This window comes from Streptomyces albidochromogenes, assembly GCF_005981925.1.
Classification (GTDB): Bacteria; Actinomycetota; Actinomycetes; order Streptomycetales; family Streptomycetaceae; genus Streptomyces; species Streptomyces albidochromogenes.
In genome coordinates this window covers 1-16,916 of record NZ_VBVX01000051.1, presented here as the reverse complement: position 1 = coordinate 16,916, position 16,916 = coordinate 1, and the positions used below count along the sequence as shown (strand labels likewise).

Sequence of the window (16,916 nt, the reverse complement as noted above, 5' to 3'; positions counted from 1 at the left end):
CGGGCCCGCGCCCTTGTCCGCGCCCGTCACTTCAGCCTGCTCGAAGCGAGGATGGACACGAGGTGCAGGAAGGTCTGGAGGATCGCGATCCCGGCCAGTACGGCGATCCCCAGGCGGCTGAAGAACAGGTCGCCCTGGACGAAGTCGGCGATCGCGACGACCAGGATGAACAGGCTCGCCTCGATGCCGCCGACCAGCCGGTGGAACTTCAGCGCGGCGGCCAGCCGGCGCGCCAGCGCCAGACCGGAGGAGCGCGGCACGGAGGCCTCGTCCTTCACCGCGGGCAGGCCGCTGCGGGTACGGGCCACGTCGACCAGGTCGGTCTCGGCCTTGATCAGGATCGCGCCGAGCGCGGCCAGCGTGCCCAGGAACGCCCACAGCCACTCGGGCCGCCCGCCGCCGAACAGGTCGGCGCCGCGCAGGCCGAAGCCCACCAGCAGGGCCGCCTCGCAGAGGTAGTGGCCGATGCGGTCCAGGTAGACGCCGGTGATCGAGGTCTGCTTGCGCCAGCGGGCCACCTCGCCGTCGACGCAGTCGAGCAGCAGATAGATCTGGAACAGCACCACCGCGAGGATCGCACCGGTCAGCCCGGGGATCAGCAGGGCCGCGCCGCCGAGGACGCCCACGACGACCATGAGGTACGTGAGCTGGTTCGGCGTGATCTTGGTGTTCACCAGGTACGGGTCGATGTGCAGCGAGATCTCCCGCATGTACATGCGCCCGGCCCAGTGCTCACCGCTGCGCCGGTCCTTCACACCCTCGGGGTGAACGACCGGACGGAGTTCAGCTACTGATGGCCTTGACATAGTCGGCGTAAGCGTCCTTGATCTGGTCTGCGGACAGGTCGAGGTGCTCCAGGATCGTGAAGCGTCCCGGGCGGGTCTGGGGTGCGTATTCGACGGCCTTGACGAACTCGTCGACGCTGAAGCCGATCTCCTCCGGCAGCACCGGCAGGCCGTGCCGGTGCAGTACCTCGGCGAAGAGCCCGGACTGCTCGGTCGCGCCCCGCAGGTGCATGGCGAAGGCCGCGCCGATGCCGACCTGCTCGCCGTGGCTGGCGGCCCGCTTGGGGTACAGCAGGTCGAAGGCGTGGCTGATCTCGTGGCAGGCGCCGGACGACGGGCGGCTGTCACCGCTGATCGACATGGCGATGCCGGAGAGCACCAGGGACTCGGCGAGGACCGTGAGGAACTCGTCCGTGCCGACGCCGCCGGGGTGGCGCAGTACCGCTTCTCCCGCCGTACGGGCCATGGCGGCGGCCAGTCCGTCGACCGGCTCGCCGTTGACCCGGTGGGACAGCTCCCAGTCCGCGATCGCCGAGATGTTGGAGATCGCGTCGCCGATGCCGGACCGGATGAAGCGGACCGGGGCGTCCCGGATCACATCGAGGTCGATGACCATGGCGATGGGGGTCGGGACGCCGTAGGAACCGCGGCCGTTGTCGTTGTCCAGGATGGACACCGGCGAGCACAGACCGTCGTGCGACAGGTTCGTCGCCACGGCGACCATCGGCAGGCCGACCCGCGCCGCCGCGTACTTCGTGACGTCGATGATCTTGCCGCCGCCGAGGCCGACCACGGCGTCGTACCGCTTGCCCTTGATGTCGTCGGCCAGCTGCACGGCGGAGTCGATCGTGCCGTCGGCCACCGCGTACCAGTCGGCGCCGGGCAGCACCGGCGCGAGCTTGTCGCGCAGGGCCAGCCCGGAGCCGGGGCTGGTCGCGATCGCCAGCTTGCCCGAGGCGGAGATCCGCTGGTCGGCCAACAGGCCGGCCAGGTCGTCCATGGCGCCGCAACTGATGTCGACGACGACCGGGGACGGGATGAGCCGGGTCAGTACTGGCACGCGATCTCACGGCCCTTCGCGAGGTCGTCGTGGTTGTCGATCTCGACCCACGTCACTTCCCCGATGGGAGCCACGTCGACGGTGAAGCCGCGGTTGACCAGCTCCTGGTAGCCGTCCTCGTAGTAGAGGTCGGGGTCGCGCTCGAACGTCGTCTTCAGCGCGTCGGCCAGCTCCTCGGCGGCCTCCGGCTCGATGAGCGTCACACCGATGTACTCACCGGTGGCGGTGGCCGGGTCCATCAGCTTGGTGATCCGCTGGACGCCCTTGCCGTCCTGCGTGATGACCTTCATCTCCTCGTCGGCGAGGTTCTTCACCGTGTCGAGGGCGAGGATTATCTTCTGGCCCTTGCCGCGGGCGGCGAGCAGCGTCTTCTCGACGGAGACCGGGTGGACGGTGTCGCCGTTGGCGAGGATCACGCCCTGCTTGAGGACGTCACGGGCGCACCACAGGGAGTAGGCGTTGTTCCACTCCTCGGCCTTGTCGTTGTCGACCAGGGTGATCTTGAGGCCGTACTTCGCCTCGAGGGCCTCCTTGCGCGCGTAGACGGCCTCCTTGCGGTAGCCGACGACGATGGCGACCTCGGTCAGGCCGACCTCGGCGAAGTTGCCCAGGGTCAGGTCGAGGACGGTCGTCTCACCGTCCACGGGCACCAGGGCCTTCGGGAGGGTGTCCGTGTAGGGACGCAGACGCCGGCCGGCGCCGGCAGCCAGTACGAGGCCGATCATGCGGGTTCTCCTTCGTCATGTACTGCGGGTGCTCCGGAGGACACCCAGAAGCGGATGGACTCCGTGAGCACCACGAGCGCCACGGTCACAGCGAGTGCCGTGAGCGCCAAGGTGAGGTCTGTGTTTCGCGTAGCCAGGAGGGTGGTGAGGACCACCACCGCAAGCGTCCGGCCTTCGTGCCCGCCGATCGTCCGCACCAGCCACTGGGGCGGCGCGCCCGTGCCGCCCCGGATGCGGTACACCGTGTCGTAGTGATGGTAGGCGACCGCCGACACCAGTCCGAAGGCGGCAGGCAATGCCCCGTTCACTTCGCAGCGGGCGGCGATGATCAGGATTGTTCCGTACTCGGCCGCCCGGAAGACCGGCGGGACCAGCCAGTCGAGCACGCCCTTGAGGGGGCGCGCGACCGCGATGCCGGAGAGCACGGCGTAGAAGACCGCCGCGACGATCACCTGGCGGCTGCCGACGGGCTGGGTGAGCGCCGCGGCCACCAGGGCGGCGGCGCCGACGAGGGCGACGACCGGGGCGGTCCAGGCGCCCTTGAGGCGCGGCCCCCGGGCCGCGACGATCTCGGCGAGCGGTCCGCTGTCCGCGAGGTCCGCGAGCGCCTGCGCGGCCCGGTCGGTGCGCCGTGCCCTGCGGGTCAGCGAGCGCAGGACACGGCCGGCCGTGGTGTAGGCGGCGGCGAGCGCGCAGCCGACGAGCAGGGCGTAGAAGACGATCCGGGGGGTGGTGACGGCGGTCAGGACCGCGATCATGGCCCAGCGTTCGCCGATCGGCAGCACGATCATCCGGCGCACCCAGACCGTCCAGCCGACGCTGTCGAGGCGGTCGGAGAGCGCGGCGGTGGGGCTGGTGTTGGACTCCGCGTCGTGGTTCGCCTCGTTGAAGGAGAAGTCCACGACATGGCGGCAGGTCTGGAGCACCATCGCGCCGAGCGCCAGCGCCCACACGTCGTCGCCGCCCCGGGCGGCTCCGAGCGCGAGGCCCGCGTAGTACGCGTACTCCTTGGCGCGGTCGAAGGTCGCGTCGAGCCAGGCGCCCATCGTCGAGTACTGGAGCGAGTAGCGGGCGAGCTGCCCGTCGGTGCAGTCCAGGACGAAGGAGAGGAGCAGCAGCACTCCGGCCGCGACGTAGCCGCCGCGGGTACCGGTCGCCGCGCAGCCTGCCGCGATCAGCGCGGTGATCAGCGAGGCGGTGGTGACCTGGTTCGGGGTGAGGCCCCGGCGGGCGCACCAGCGCGCGAGGTAGCGGGAGTACGGGCTGACGCAGAAGGTGGTGAAGAACCCGTCGCGGGACTTCACGGCCGTACGCAGCCGGACGGCCTCCTCGTCGACGGCGGCGACGGCGGTGCGGGCCTGCTCGCGCTCCGCCTCGCCGGTGGCGACGACCGCGACCAGCGAGCCGAGCTCCGGCCGCCGCACGGCGGTGCCGTCCGCGTCGAGCGCCGCCGCGACGGCGTCGGGCCCGGCGGGGGCGCCGCGTACGGCGCGCGCCAGCGCGGCGCGGGCCTCCGGCTGCGCGGTGAGCGCGCCGGGGGCCGCGGCGGCCGGGAAGCGGGGGTCGGTCAGCGCGAGGCGCAGCGCGTGGACGTGGCCGACGAAGCGCGGGTCGACGAGGGCGACCCGCTCACCGGCGGGCACGGCGTCGAGGAGCTCGGCGGTCCCGGCGGCGCCGGCGCACCGCACGTCGAATCCCAGCGACCGCAGATCGCCCTCGAGCGGCGATCCGGGTACCGGCGGACCGGTGAGGATGGCGGTCGACAGACGAACTCACTCCTTGGCGCTGGGCAGGGGCTGGCCTTGCGTGGCATGCGGCATTCCGGCCCGGCACGGGCGCGGAGGCATGTCGGCAGAGGCTATCGGATGTACGGAAGCAGGAGTTCACGGCCCGTTCACGCCCCGATAAGACCGGTCCGGGACGGCGGGCGGCCCACCGAGATCATCTTGGTGGATCAGTGCCCCGCCCCACAAACCGCGGCCACCGGGGGTCCCGGGACGCCCTAGGGTGGCCGTTATGACATGGCTGATCACGGGTGGGGCGGGTTACATCGGTGCGCATGTGGCGCTGACGATGGCGGCGGCGGGTGAACGGGTGGTCGTCCTGGACGACGTCTCGTCCGGGATCCCGCACCGGCTGCCCGCGGACATCGCGCTGGTACGCGGCTCCGTGCTCGACCGGGAGCTGCTCGACCGCACGCTCGCCGAGCACGGCGTCACAGGTGTGGTACATCTCGCGGCGCGCAAGCAGGTCGGGGAGTCGGTCGAGAAGCCGCTGCTCTACTACCGGGAAAATGTGTACGGACTCACAGTGCTCCTGGAGGCCGTCGCGGCGGCCGGCGTGCGGCGGTTCCTCTTCTCCTCCTCCGCCGCCGTGTACGGCGTGCCCGAGGCGGAGCTGATCCCCGAGGACACCCCCTGCGCGCCGATCAATCCGTACGGCGAGACCAAGCTGGCCGGCGAGTGGCTGGTGCGGGCCGCGGGCCGGGCGCACGGCTTCTCGACGGCGTCCCTGCGCTACTTCAACGTGGCGGGTGCGGCGCGGCCGGAGCTGGCCGACACCGGGGTCTTCAACATCGTCCCGATGTTCTTCGACCGGATCACGCGCGGCGAGGCCCCCCGGATCTTCGGGGCGGACTATCCGACGCCGGACGGCACCTGTGTCCGTGACTACATTCACGTCGCGGATCTCGCCGACGCGCACCTGTCCGTCGCCCGGGCCCTCACCGCGCGGGACGAGCAGACGGACCTGACGTTCAACATCGGCCGCGGCGAGGGCGTCTCGGTGCGCGAGCTGGCGGAGCTGGTGGGCGAGATCACCGGTTCCGCGCTCGCCCCGGTGATCGAGCCGCGCCGTCCCGGCGACGCCGCGAAGGCGGTCGCCTCGTCCGACCTGATCGCCAAGGAACTGGGCTGGACGGCCGTCCGCAGCGTACGGGAGATGGTCGCCTCGGCATGGGAGGGCTGGCTCCTGCGGCACCCCGAGGCCGCCGGGTCCTGATCTTGCCGTCGCTCTGACCTGCGGTCATTTCCGCAGGTCAGAGCACATGACAACGGTGTTCAGCCCCGTGTTGCACATACCCCCCGCCCGTAGTTCACTGGCACCTCGACCGACCATTCGCACCACCGGGGAGGCGTCTTTCATGGGGGCTGGGCACGATCACGGGCATACGCACGGCGGGCCGCCGCCCACCGGCACAGCGGCCGCCGCGTACAAGGGGCGGCTGCGCATCGCGCTCGGCATCACCCTGACCGTCATGACGGCCGAGATCGTCGGGGGTCTGCTCGCCAACTCGCTGGCGCTGATCGCCGACGCGGCGCACATGGCGACGGACGCGCTCGGCCTCGCGATGGCGCTCCTGGCGATCCACTTCGCCAACCGCCCGGCCACCACCAAGGCCACCTTCGGCTACGCCAGGGCCGAGATCCTCGCCGCCCTCGCCAACTGCCTGCTGCTGCTCGGCGTCGGCGGCTTCCTGCTCTTCGAGGCCGTCGACCGCTTCATCACGCCGGCCGAGACCAAGAGCGGGACGGCGATCGTCTTCGCGCTGGTCGGTCTCGTCGCGAACATGATCTCGCTGTCGCTGCTGATGAAGGGCCAGAAGGACAGCCTCAACGTGCGGGGCGCCTTCCTGGAGGTCGCCGCGGACACGCTGGGCTCGGTCACCGTGCTGGTCTCGGCCGGCGTCATCATGGCAACCGGCTGGCAGGCCGCCGACCCCATCGCGTCGCTCGTGATCGGCCTCATGATCGTGCCGCGCACCTGGAAGCTGCTGCGGGAGACGCTGAGCGTGCTCCTGGAGGTCGCGCCCCAGGGCGTGGACATGGCGCGGGTGCGGGAGCACATACTCGATCTGCCGGGCGTCGACGACGTACACGACCTGCACGCCTGGACGATCACATCGGGCATGCCGGTCCTGTCCGCCCACGTGGTGGTCAGCCAGGACTACCTCGACTCGGTCGGGCACGAGAAGATGCTGCACGCCCTGCAGGGCTGCCTCGGCGACCACTTCGACGTCGAGCACTGCACGTTCCAGCTGGAACCGAGCGGCCACGCGGAGCACGAGGCGAGGCTCTGCCACTGACGTGGCCGAGCTGTTAGGGTTTCCGCAGAGACATTCGGGTCTCGGGGACACGATGAGGGGAGCTGAGGTTGATGACCGTCACGGTCGATGCTGCTGCGAGCAGTGTCCGGTTCATCCTCGACTCCCGGGCTCTCGGCTGACCCTTCGTCGCGACCGTTCGCACGTGTGCGCACGGCACTTCGCGCGCCTCGGCCGGAGCCCTCACAGCAAAGGGTTCCCCCGTTGACCGACAACGCCGTGTTCGAAGCATTCATGACCCTGCACCGCGGGCTTCCCCGCCAGGGCCCCGGTTCGGACGCCACCACCCGTCACCTCCTCTCCCTCGCCGGACCTCTGCCGCACCGTCCGCGCGTGCTCGACCTGGGCTGCGGTCCCGGCCGGGTCTCGCTGCTGCTGGCGGCCGAGTACGACGCGCAGGTGACGGCCGTCGACCTGTACGAGCCGTTCCTGGCCGAGCTGCGGAGCGCCGCCGAGGCGCGCGGGCTCGGCGGATCGATCCGCACCGTCGAGGGCGACATGGGCGAACTCCCCTTCCCTGACGGGTCGTTCGACCTGGTCTGGGCGGAGAGCTCCGCCTACAGCATCGGTTTCGACACCGCGCTGGACAGGTGGCGCCGGCTCGTCGCACCCGGCGGCGCGCTCGTCGTCACCGAGTGCGAGTGGACGTCCGACGAGCCGTCGACCGGCGCCCGCGCGTTCTGGGACCGGCACTACGCGCTGCGCGGCCGGGCCGAGAACACCGCCGCGGCGGTCTCGGCCGGCTACGTGGTCCTCGGGGTGTACGAGCAGCCCGAGAGCGACTGGGACGAGTACTACGGCCCGCTCGCCGCCCGCGCCGACGCGGCCGACCCCGCCACGCCCGGAATGGAGCAGGCGCTCGCCGCGACCCGTGAGGAGATCGCGGTGCGCGCGGAGCACGGGACGGAGTACGGCTACACCGGCTATGTACTGCGGCCGGCCGCCGTCCTGAGCTGACGGGCCGTCCGCCCCCGCCGTCGTGCGCGGCGGGGGCGGACATGCGGTGGGGTCCGCGAAGTACGGACAAGACGCTTTTGTACGGCAGACTTGGACGCCGGGAACCGATGCGAAGGATGGTCATGCCGAGCACACCAGTCACCGCGGCGAACAGCTCGTCGAACGGCACAGCGCAAGAGATCCTGCTCGAGCTGGTCGACGAGGACGGCAATACCATCGGCACCGCGGAGAAGCTCTCCGCGCATCAGGCTCCCGGCCGCCTGCACCGCGCCTTCTCGGTCTTCCTCTTCGACGAGACCGGGCGGCTGCTGCTCCAGCGCCGTGCGCTCGGCAAGTACCACTCCCCCGGCGTGTGGTCCAACACCTGCTGCGGGCACCCCTACCCCGGCGAGTCGCCGTTCGCCGCGGCGGCCCGTCGTACGCACGAGGAGCTCGGCGTCTCCCCGTCGCTGCTCGCCGAGGCCGGCACGGTCCGCTACAACCACCCGGACCCCGACTCGGGCCTGGTGGAGCAGGAGTACAACCACCTCTTCGTCGGGCTGGCGCAGAGCGCGCTGCGGCCGGACCCCGAAGAGGTCGGCGAGACATCCTTCGTGACGCCGGACGAGCTGGCCGAGCGGCACGCGCGGGCCCCGTTCTCGGCGTGGTTCATGACCGTGCTGGACGCGGCGCGCCCGGCGATCAGAGAGCTGACGGGCCCGGCCGCGGGCTGGTGACGGCCGCCCCGGCCAGCGGCAGGGCGACCCAGATGACCTTGCCGCCGCCCGTCGTGTGCTCGACGTCGCACATCCCTCCGGCCTCGGCGGTGATCTCCCGCACGAGCAGCAGGCCGCGTCCACCGGTCTGCGCGTAGTCCCGCTCCAGCGCCTTGGGCCGGTAGGGATGGTTGTCCTCGACGGACACCTTGATCCACTCGGCGCCGATGGCCACCTCGACGGCGAGCTGCGGCGAGAGCAGCGCGGCGTGCCGTACGGCGTTGGTGACCAGCTCGGAGACGATCAGCAGGAGTCCCTGCGCCACGTCGTCGTGGACCGGTACGCCCTGCCGGTCGAGCAGATCACGGACGGCGTGCCTGGCTTCCGGTACGGAGGCGTCCGCCGCCGGGGCGGTGAAGCGCCATACTCCCTCGTACCCTGCCGGTGCGTCTTCTCTCGTCACCACGCGTCGAGTGTTGGGAACGGGCTGGTCCAGGCCGGGCTTCTGAACAGAAGTCAGCCGAATTCGACCACTTCTGACCGTTGTGACTATGACTGCGTCAGTCGTGCGTCTCTTCCTGATCCGCCGGTGTCGCTTCCGCGACCATACTGACCATCTGACGGCCGCCCGTCCCGATCGCGATCAGGCCGAGCCCGTCGAAGAGCAGGGCCAGGGAGAAGAAGCAGCCGAGTACGTACAGGCTGCTGTGCGGCCAGTCGAAGAGCACCAGCAGGCCGAGCAGTACGCCGAAGGCGCCCTGCACCAGCGTCCAGCCGAACTGCGGGCCGCGCACCACCACACTGCCGGCCAGCCGGAAGACGCCGCCGGTCAGGAAGAGCAGCGCGGCGAACATCGTCAGCGCCTCGGCGGTGCCTTCCGGGTGGCGCAGGACCACGATCCCGGCCGCCAGGTTCAGCGCCGCGACCACCACGCCCAGCCAGAAGAAGTTCGATCCGCGCGACTGCACCGCCTGGAGCAGCCCCACGAGACCGCCGACGAGCAGCAGCCAGCCGAAGAGGATCATCGACGTGAGGGTGGCCAGGCCCGTGTAGAGGAGGCCGACGATCCCGCCGAGCACGAGAATCGCACCCAGGACCGTGAGCCGGCCGAAACGGCGGCCGAGTTTCCTGCCCTCACGCGTGCCCGCACGACCGGCCATGAGCGACTCCTCACCACGACGGTGTCAGCTTGTCGGCCCCTTCCCGATCATAGGTTCGTACGGTCCGGATAGCATCCGGCGCATGGAGCCGCAGCTCGACCACACCGTCGCGGACGGGGTCGCCACCGTCGTCATCAGCAATCCCGCCAAGCGCAACGCCATGACCGCCGGGATGTGGGCGGCGCTGCCGGGGCTGCTGGAGCGGCTGGCCGGGGACCGGGACGTGCGGGCGCTCGTGCTGACCGGCGCGGGCGACACGTTCTGCGCGGGGGCGGACATCTCGTCGCTGCGCGAGCGAGGCGGGCGGGACGGCGAGCCGGGTGACGCTCCGCAGGGGCTGGCCGTGCGGGCGGAGGACGCGCTGGCCGCCTTTCCCAAGCCGACGCTGGCCGCCGTACGCGGCTACTGCGTCGGCGGGGGCGGTCAGCTGGCCGCCGCCTGCGACCTGCGGTTCGCGGAGGAAGGCGCGTCGTTCGGGATCACGCCCGCGAAGCTCGGCATCGTCTACCCCGCGTCGTCGACCCGGCGGCTGGTCTCTCTGGTGGGGCCCTCGACGGCCAAGTACCTCCTGTTCTCGGGTGAGTTGATCGACGCGGAGCGGGCGCTGCGCACCGGTCTCGTGGACGAGGTGCTGCCGCGCGGCGAACTGGACAAGCGGGTGGCCGAGTTCACGCGGGTGCTGGTGTCGCGCTCGCAGCTGACGCAGGCCGCGGCGAAGGAGTTCGCCGACGGCCGGGACGACCGGGACGCGCACTGGGCGGCGCAGGCACGCGGCAGCGGCGACACCGCCGAGGGTGTCGCCGCCTTCCTGGAGCGCCGTACGCCCCGCTTCACGTGGACGCCGGGACCTACTGGAGGATGAACCGGCTCTTGCCGCGGAACTCCTCGACGAGGGCGGCCGGCGCCTTCCGCGGAGATCCGGCGTCGTACGGCGGCTGGGGGTCGTACTCCGTGAGCAACTGCACGGCCTGCGCGTGCTCGTCGCCCGCGATCCTGCCGAGCAGGGTGAGCCCCATGTCGATGCCGGACGAGACGCCGGCGGCCGTGACGTACTTGCCGTCGGTGACCACGCGCTCCCCCGTGGGCCGGGCGCCGAACGTCTTCAGGGTCTCCAGAGCCATCCAGTGCGAGGCGGCCCGGCGGTCCTTGAGGAGCCCGGCGGCGGCGAGGAGCAGCGAGCCGGTGCAGACGGACGTCGTCCAGGCGGTGGTGGCGTCGACGGTGCGCAGCCAGCCGAGCAGCGCCTCGTTCTCCATCTGGCCGGACTGACCGGGGCCGCCCGGCACGACCACGATGTCGGGGCGCGTGACGTCGGCGAATGTCTTGTCGGCGACCAGGGCGAGCTCGCCCCGGTCGTTGAGCACGGGTCCGGTGCGCTCGGCGACGAAGACGGTCTCGGCGTCCGGCAGGCGGCAGAGCATCTCGTACGGGCCGACCGCGTCGAGTGCGGTGAAGCGGTCGAAGAGGGCGATGGCGATCTGCGTCATGGTGTGCTGTCCCTTTCGTGGGCGGGTGTGATCGTGGGCTGTCGCGCGCTGGGTGGTGGTGTGTCGGCGGTGCTCAGCCGGCGTTGTGCGGCCGGAAGCGGCGGCGGTACTCGGCGGGCGCGGTGCCGAGGCTCTTCACGAAGGCGCGGCGCATCGCCTCCGGGGTGCCGTAGCCGCAGGCGCGGGAGATCTCCTCGACGCCGTCGGCCGAGTCCTCCAGGAGCCGCCGCGCGTGTTCGAGGCGTACGCGTTCGACGTACCTGCCCGGGGTCGTGCCCGTCTCGGACTGGAAGGCGCGGGCGAAGTGGCGCGGCGAGAGCCGGGCGCGGCCGGCCAGCGCCTCGACCGACAGGTCGTCCGCCGGGTGCTCCGTGATCCACTGCTGGACCTCCCGGAGCGGTTCGCGCCGGGCGGTCTGGGCGGCGAGCTGGGCGCTGAACTGCGCCTGGTTGCCCGGGCGGCGCAGGAAGACGACGAGGTGGCGGGCGACGGTGAGCGCGATGTCCCGGCCCAGGTCCTCCTCGACCAGCGCCAGCGCCAGGTCGATGCCGGCGGTGACGCCGGCCGAGGTCGCCACGTCGCCGTCGCGTACGTAGATGGGGTCCGGGTCGACGTCGACGGCCGGGTAGCGGCGGGCCAGGTGGTCGCTCACCGCCCAGTGCGTGGTGGCCCTGCGGCCGTCGAGCAGTCCGGCGGCGGCGAGCAGCAGCGCTCCCGTGCAGACGCTGACCAGCCGCTCGGCGCGCGGGGCGCTCGCGCGGAGCCATGCGGTCAGACGGGGGTCGGGGTCGCGGGTGCCGGGGCCGCCGGGCACGAGGAGGGTGTGCGGCGCGGGCTCGTCGGCGAGGGCCGCGTCGGGGACCAGCGTCAGGCCGCTGGACGTGCGGACCGCGCCCCCGTCGAGGGAGGCGGTGCGGATGCGGTAGGCGGCGTCCGCGTCGCCGCGTCCGCCGTCGGGGCGGCCTTCGGCGTGACCGGCTTGCAGCGCGGCGCCCGCGAAGACCTCGACGGGGCCGGTCACGTCCAGGCTCTGGACGCCGTCGAAGAGGACGACGAGCACGCTGCGTACGGATCGCTGGGTCATGGGTCCATCCTTCGGCGGCTCGCGGATGTCCGCAATGACGAGGACCCCGCCTTTCCTGCCACGCGGCCCCGGCACTTCACGACGTACTGACCAGTCGGTAGCGTTGTGCCATGACCTCTCTGCCCGCGCGCGCCGGCCGCCGCTGCCACAACGCCCTCAATCCGCTGCACTCGACCGTGTACTTCTCCCCCGACTTCACCAAGGAGCTGGCGGAGGTGGGCGTCACGGACAGCGACGCCGCCTACTTCGCGGGCCGCGGCGCCGCCATGGGCGCGGTCGGCCCAGGTGTGATCACCGCCGCGTTCTACAACTTCAACCACGCTCTCGTCGCCCGCCACGTCCCCGAGGTGTGGCGTACGGCGTCCCCCGAGGTCGTACTGGAGGCGCGGCTGCGCGCGGTCGACACCACGCTGCGCCGGCTGCTCGGCGAGGAGGCCCTCGCCTCCGCCGAGATGGCCGAGGCCGCCGGGCTCGCCCTGCGCGCCACCGAGGCGTGCACCCGGCACGCGCGCCCCCTCTACGCCGCCCACGCCGACCTGCCCGTACCCGAGCAGCCCCACCTCGCCTACTGGCACGCCGCGACGCTGCTGCGCGAGCACCGGGGCGACGGCCACCTCGCCGCACTGCTCGCCGCCGGGCTCGACCCGCTGGAGGCGCTGGTCAGCCACACGGCGACCGGCAAGGGCATGTCGCCGCGCTGGACCCTGGCGACGCGCGGCTGGAACCGTACGGACTGGGACGCGGCCTCGGCCCGGCTGCGGGAGCGCGGACTCCTGGACGCCGACGGCGAGTTGACCGAGGCGGGCACGGCGCTGCGCGCCGGCCTGGAGGACACCACGGACCGGCTCGACGCGGCGCCGTACGAACACCTGGGCGCGGCGGGCACCGAACGGCTCACGGAACTCGGGCGGGGCTTCCTGGGGGCCGCGCTGGGCAACGGCGCGTTCCCCGCGGATCTCACCGGCAAGTGACATCGCCCCGGCCCCGGGGTGTTTGCGCGGCGCGATGACGGACACCCGTGCTGTGTCGGACAACGCAAAGTGTGTCGGGCACCGAGACAGCAGGAGGTACAACGTGTTGCGTGCGATTGCAGATGGACTCCGGATGATCGGCTCGGCCATCGCGACGGTAGTGACCTTGCCCTTCCGGCTGGTCGCCAAGCTCTTCGGAGGCGCGTCCAGCACCGCGTCCAGGGGCGGCGGACGAGCGCGCCGCGCCTGACGGCCCGGCCGGGGCGCGCGCGACACGGGACCCGACGACCCTGCACAATGCAGGCTCAAGCACAGCCCGCAGGAGAAGGCGAGTCGGGAACATCGTGACGACGTCCATCGAAGGCAGGATCGCCGAGGAACTCGGCGTACAAGAGCGGCAGGTCCGAGCCGCCGTCGAATTGCTCGACGGCGGCTCGACCGTGCCGTTCATCGCTCGTTACCGCAAGGAAGCGACCGAGATGCTCGACGACGCGCAGCTGCGCACGCTCGAGGAACGGCTTCGGTATCTGCGGGAGCTGGAGGAGCGGCGTACCGCCGTCCTGGAGTCCGTACGGGAGCAGGGCAAGCTCGACGAGGCGCTCGAAGCGCGGATCCGGGCCGCCGACACCAAGGCCCGGCTGGAGGACATCTACCTCCCGTTCAAGCCCAAGCGGCGTACCAAGGCGCAGATCGCGCGCGAGGCGGGGCTCGAACCGCTGGCCCGGGGGCTGCTGGCCGACCCCTCGGTGGAACCGCTCGCGGCCGCCGCCGCGTTCGTGGACGCGGACAAGGGAGTCGCCGACGCGCAGGCCGCGCTCGACGGGGCCCGTTCGATCCTCACCGAGAACTTCTCCGAGGACGCCGACCTGATCGGTGAGCTGCGTGAGCGCATGTGGTCGCGCGGGCGGCTGGTGGCGAAGGTACGGGAGGGGAAGGAGGAGGCCGGCGCCAAGTTCGCCGACTACTTCGACTTCTCGGAGCCCTTCACCGCGCTGCCGTCGCACCGGGTGCTCGCCATGCTGCGGGGCGAGAAGGAGGACGTACTCGACCTGGTGCTGGAGCCCGAGGAGCCTTCGGCGGCCTCGTCGCCGTCCTCGGAGGCGGCCGTGCCGTCCGCGTACGAGAACATGATCGCCCGGCGCTTCGGGATCTCTCACCAGGGCCGCCCCGGCGACAAGTGGCTCGCCGACACCGTGCGCTGGGCCTGGCGCACCCGGGTTCTCGTGCACCTCGGGATCGACCTGCGGCTGCGACTGCGCACCGCGGCGGAGGACGAGGCGGTGCGGGTCTTCGCCGCCAACCTGCGGGACCTGCTGCTGGCGGCGCCGGCCGGGACCCGGGCCACGCTCGGGCTCGACCCCGGTTTCCGTACGGGCGTGAAGGTCGCCGTGGTGGACGGCACCGGCAAGGTCGTGGCGACCGACGTGATCTACCCGCACGTGCCGCGCAACAAGTGGGACGAGTCGCTGGCGACGCTGGCGCGGCTCGCCAAGGAGCACGACGTCGAACTCGTCGCCATCGGCAACGGAACGGCGTCCCGTGAGACCGACAAGCTCGCCGGGGAACTGTGCGCCAAGCACCCCGAGCTGAAGCTGACGAAGGTGATGGTCTCGGAGGCGGGCGCGTCCGTCTACTCGGCGTCCGCGTTCGCCTCGCAGGAGCTCCCGGACATGGACGTGTCGCTGCGCGGCGCCGTGTCCATCGCGCGGCGGCTCCAGGACCCGCTCGCCGAACTGGTGAAGATCGACCCGAAGTCGATCGGTGTCGGGCAGTACCAGCACGATCTGTCCGAGGTGAAGCTGTCGCGCTCCCTCGACGCGGTGGTCGAGGACTGCGTGAACGGCGTGGGCGTCGACGTCAACACCGCTTCCGCGCCGCTGCTCTCGCGTGTCTCCGGCATCAGCTCCGGGCTGGCCGAGAACATCGTGGCGCACCGGGACGCGAACGGCCCGTTCCGGTCGCGCAAGGGACTCAAGGAGGTGGCGCGGCTCGGCCCGAAGGCGTACGAGCAGTGCGCGGGCTTCCTGCGCATCCAGGGCGGCGAGGACCCGCTGGACGCGTCCAGCGTGCACCCGGAGGCGTACCCGGTGGTGCGGGCGATGGTGAAGACGGCGGGCAGCGGCGTCGGGACGCTGATCGGGAACACGGCGGTGCTGCGGACCCTGCGGGCCGGTGACTTCGTGAACGACAAGTTCGGGCTGCCGACCGTCTCCGACATCCTGAAGGAGCTGGAGAAGCCGGGGCGCGACCCGCGGCCCGCGTTCAGGACGGCGACCTTCAAGGAGGGCGTCGAGAAGATCGGCGATCTGGCGGCCGGGATGATCCTGGAGGGCGTGGTGACGAACGTCGCCGCCTTCGGGGCGTTCGTGGACGTCGGGGTCCACCAGGACGGGCTCGTGCATGTGTCGGCGCTGTCGAAGACGTTCGTCAAGGACCCGCGTGACGTGGTGAAGCCGGGCGACGTGGTGCGGGTCAAGGTCATGGACGTCGACGAGCGCGCCGAGGAGGTCGCCGCGAGCCTCGGCCTGACCGTCGGCCTCGACCAGCCGATGACGGCCCTGTCCGGCGGCCAGGCCGCCCGCGCGGGCCTGGCCTCGCTGCTCCTGTCCCGGTACGACGTCTTCCTCCTGGACGAGCCCACGAACGACCTGGACCTCGACGGTCTGGAGCGCCTGGAACGCTTCGTCTCGGGCCTGCGGGCCGGCACGGTCGTCATCAGCCACGACCGGGAGTTCCTCACCCGCACCGTCACCAAGGTCCTGGAGCTCGACCTCGCCCAGCAGCAGATCAAGCTGTACGGCGGCGGCTACGAGGCGTACCTGGAGGAGCGCGAGACCGCCCGCCGGCACGCCCGCGAGGAGTTCGACGAGTACGCCGACAAGAAGTCCGCGCTCGAAGGCCGGGCCCAGATGCAGCGCGGCTGGATGGACAAGGGCGTCAGGAACGCCCGCCGCAAAGCCACCGACAGCGACAAGCTGGGGCGCAACGTGCGCAGCGAGGCGAGCGAGAAGCAGGCCGCCAAGGCGCGCCAGACGCAGCGCATGATCGAGCGTCTCGACGTCGTCGAGGAGCCCCGCAAGGAGTGGGAGCTGCGCATGGAGATCGCGGCCGCCCCGCGCTCCGGCGCGGTGGTGGCCACGCTGCGCGACGCGGCGGTCCGGCGCGGCGACTTCTCGTTCGGCCCGGCGTCGTTGCAGATCGACTGGGCCGACCGCGTGGCGATCACCGGAGCCAACGGCGCGGGCAAGTCCACGCTGCTCGCGGCCCTCCTCGGCCGCCTCCCGCTGGACGAGGGGTACGCGGCGCTCGGGCCCGGCGTGGTCGTCGGCGAGGTCGACCAGGCGCGCGGCCTGTTCTACGGCTCGGAGTCGCTCCTCGAAGCGTTCTGCGCGGCCGTGCCGGACACGGAGCCGGCGGAAGTACGCACGCTGCTGGCCAAGTTCGGCCTGCGCGCCGCCCATGTCCTGCGCCCGGCCACCACCCTGTCGCCGGGGGAGCGGACCCGGGCGGCGCTCGCGCTGCTCCAGGGCAGGGGCGTCAACCTGCTGGTCCTCGACGAGCCGACGAACCACCTGGACCTGACGGCGATCGAGCAGCTGGAGTCCGCACTCGACTCGTACGAGGGCACGCTCCTGCTGGTGACCCACGACCGCCGCATGCTGGACGCGGTCCGTACGACCCGCCGCGTCGAGGTCGCGGCAGGCAAGGTGACCGAACTCTGACCGGCCCGCCGGGGGACACGTCCCCCGGCACCCGGTCGCCGGGCGGGGCCACGCGTTCGACGCCCGGCCTCCGCGCCTCACTTGCCGTACCGGCCCGTCCGGCGCCTGGGAACCGCGCCCACAGGGCGCCCCCCCGCCGGCCGAAAGGGGCCGGGCAAAGCCCCGCGC

At 71.9% G+C, this 16,916-nt stretch carries 15 protein-coding genes and 2 pseudogenes; 9 read left to right on the top strand and 8 right to left on the bottom strand.

Going from position 1 to position 16,916, the window contains the following annotated elements; all coding sequences use genetic code 11:
• Positions 1-26 precede the first annotated feature (26 nt).
• Genes E2E34_RS09865 through E2E34_RS09850 form a run of 4 tightly spaced genes read right to left on the bottom strand, consistent with a single transcriptional unit; the run spans position 27 to position 4,336 of the window.
• A complete protein-coding gene (locus E2E34_RS09865) occupies positions 27-806 on the bottom strand; it encodes a CDP-alcohol phosphatidyltransferase family protein (protein ID WP_138901527.1) in 780 nt (259 codons plus the stop codon).
• Positions 784-1,845 (bottom strand): iron-containing alcohol dehydrogenase family protein, encoded by a 1,062-nt coding sequence (locus E2E34_RS09860; RefSeq protein WP_138901526.1) that lies wholly within the window; start codon positions 1,843-1,845, stop codon positions 784-786. Before E2E34_RS09860 ends, E2E34_RS09865 begins: the two co-directional genes overlap by 23 nt.
• Positions 1,833-2,570: a phosphocholine cytidylyltransferase family protein gene (locus E2E34_RS09855; RefSeq protein WP_138894317.1), complete on the bottom strand. Its 738-nt coding sequence runs from the start codon at positions 2,568-2,570 to the stop codon at positions 1,833-1,835. Before E2E34_RS09855 ends, E2E34_RS09860 begins: the two co-directional genes overlap by 13 nt.
• Complete coding sequence (locus E2E34_RS09850; protein ID WP_138901525.1) at positions 2,567-4,336, bottom strand: DUF5941 domain-containing protein; 1,770 nt, start codon at positions 4,334-4,336, stop codon at positions 2,567-2,569. The genes E2E34_RS09855 and E2E34_RS09850 overlap by 4 nt, the downstream gene beginning before the upstream one ends.
• A gap of 250 nt (positions 4,337-4,586) precedes the next feature.
• Between E2E34_RS09850 and galE the strand changes: the two genes are divergently transcribed.
• The 4 genes and pseudogenes from galE (at position 4,587) to idi (ending at position 8,345) form a co-directional block, all read left to right on the top strand.
• Positions 4,587-5,570 carry a UDP-glucose 4-epimerase GalE gene (galE, locus tag E2E34_RS09845; RefSeq protein ID WP_138901524.1) on the top strand — a complete coding sequence of 328 codons (984 nt, stop codon included), beginning with the start codon at positions 4,587-4,589 and terminating at the stop codon, positions 5,568-5,570.
• 142 nt (positions 5,571-5,712) lie between these two features.
• On the top strand, positions 5,713-6,654 hold the full coding sequence (locus E2E34_RS09840) for a cation diffusion facilitator family transporter (RefSeq protein WP_138901523.1): 942 nt from the start codon (positions 5,713-5,715) through the stop codon (positions 6,652-6,654).
• A gap of 252 nt (positions 6,655-6,906) precedes the next feature.
• Positions 6,907-7,614, top strand: a pseudogene (locus tag E2E34_RS09835) (class I SAM-dependent methyltransferase); the annotation flags it as partial.
• Between the two features lie 137 nt (positions 7,615-7,751).
• Positions 7,752-8,345 (top strand): isopentenyl-diphosphate Delta-isomerase, encoded by a 594-nt coding sequence (idi, locus tag E2E34_RS09830; protein WP_138901522.1) that lies wholly within the window; start codon positions 7,752-7,754, stop codon positions 8,343-8,345.
• Here the strand turns inward: idi and E2E34_RS09825 are convergent.
• Positions 8,311-8,790 carry an ATP-binding protein gene (locus E2E34_RS09825; RefSeq protein WP_138901521.1) on the bottom strand — a complete coding sequence of 160 codons (480 nt, stop codon included), beginning with the start codon at positions 8,788-8,790 and terminating at the stop codon, positions 8,311-8,313. The two genes, idi and E2E34_RS09825, sit on opposite strands and share 35 nt — an antisense overlap.
• Positions 8,791-8,884: 94 nt before the next feature.
• Positions 8,885-9,484: an HdeD family acid-resistance protein gene (locus E2E34_RS09820; protein WP_138901520.1), complete on the bottom strand. Its 600-nt coding sequence runs from the start codon at positions 9,482-9,484 to the stop codon at positions 8,885-8,887.
• 82 nt (positions 9,485-9,566) lie between these two features.
• Here E2E34_RS09820 and E2E34_RS09815 point away from each other — a divergent pair, with 82 nt between their 5' ends.
• Entirely contained in the window at positions 9,567-10,346 is a 780-nt protein-coding gene (locus E2E34_RS09815; RefSeq protein ID WP_138901519.1) for an enoyl-CoA hydratase/isomerase family protein, read from the top strand.
• Here the strand turns inward: E2E34_RS09815 and E2E34_RS09810 are convergent.
• Positions 10,333-10,971 (bottom strand): DJ-1/PfpI family protein, encoded by a 639-nt coding sequence (locus tag E2E34_RS09810; protein ID WP_138901518.1) that lies wholly within the window; start codon positions 10,969-10,971, stop codon positions 10,333-10,335. The genes E2E34_RS09815 and E2E34_RS09810 overlap by 14 nt on opposite strands.
• A 73-nt stretch (positions 10,972-11,044) precedes the next feature.
• Positions 11,045-12,055, bottom strand: coding sequence for a GlxA family transcriptional regulator (locus E2E34_RS09805; RefSeq protein WP_138901517.1), 1,011 nt, complete (start codon positions 12,053-12,055; stop codon positions 11,045-11,047).
• Between the two features lie 110 nt (positions 12,056-12,165).
• On the opposite strand from E2E34_RS09805, the gene E2E34_RS09800 reads away from it, so the two are divergent.
• From E2E34_RS09800 to E2E34_RS36325, 4 genes and pseudogenes are all read left to right on the top strand, one after another.
• Entirely contained in the window at positions 12,166-13,026 is an 861-nt protein-coding gene (locus E2E34_RS09800) for an SCO6745 family protein (protein WP_138901516.1), read from the top strand.
• Between the two features lie 103 nt (positions 13,027-13,129).
• Positions 13,130-13,276, top strand: a complete 147-nt coding sequence (locus tag E2E34_RS36965) for an LPFR motif small protein (RefSeq protein ID WP_167367988.1) — start codon at positions 13,130-13,132, stop codon at positions 13,274-13,276.
• A 94-nt stretch (positions 13,277-13,370) separates the two neighbouring features.
• Positions 13,371-15,614: pseudogene (locus E2E34_RS36330) on the top strand (Tex family protein); the annotation flags it as partial.
• A 321-nt stretch (positions 15,615-15,935) separates the two neighbouring features.
• Positions 15,936-16,748 carry an ATP-binding cassette domain-containing protein gene (locus E2E34_RS36325; protein WP_439333675.1) on the top strand — a complete coding sequence of 271 codons (813 nt, stop codon included), beginning with the start codon at positions 15,936-15,938 and terminating at the stop codon, positions 16,746-16,748.
• Positions 16,749-16,916 lie beyond the last annotated feature (168 nt).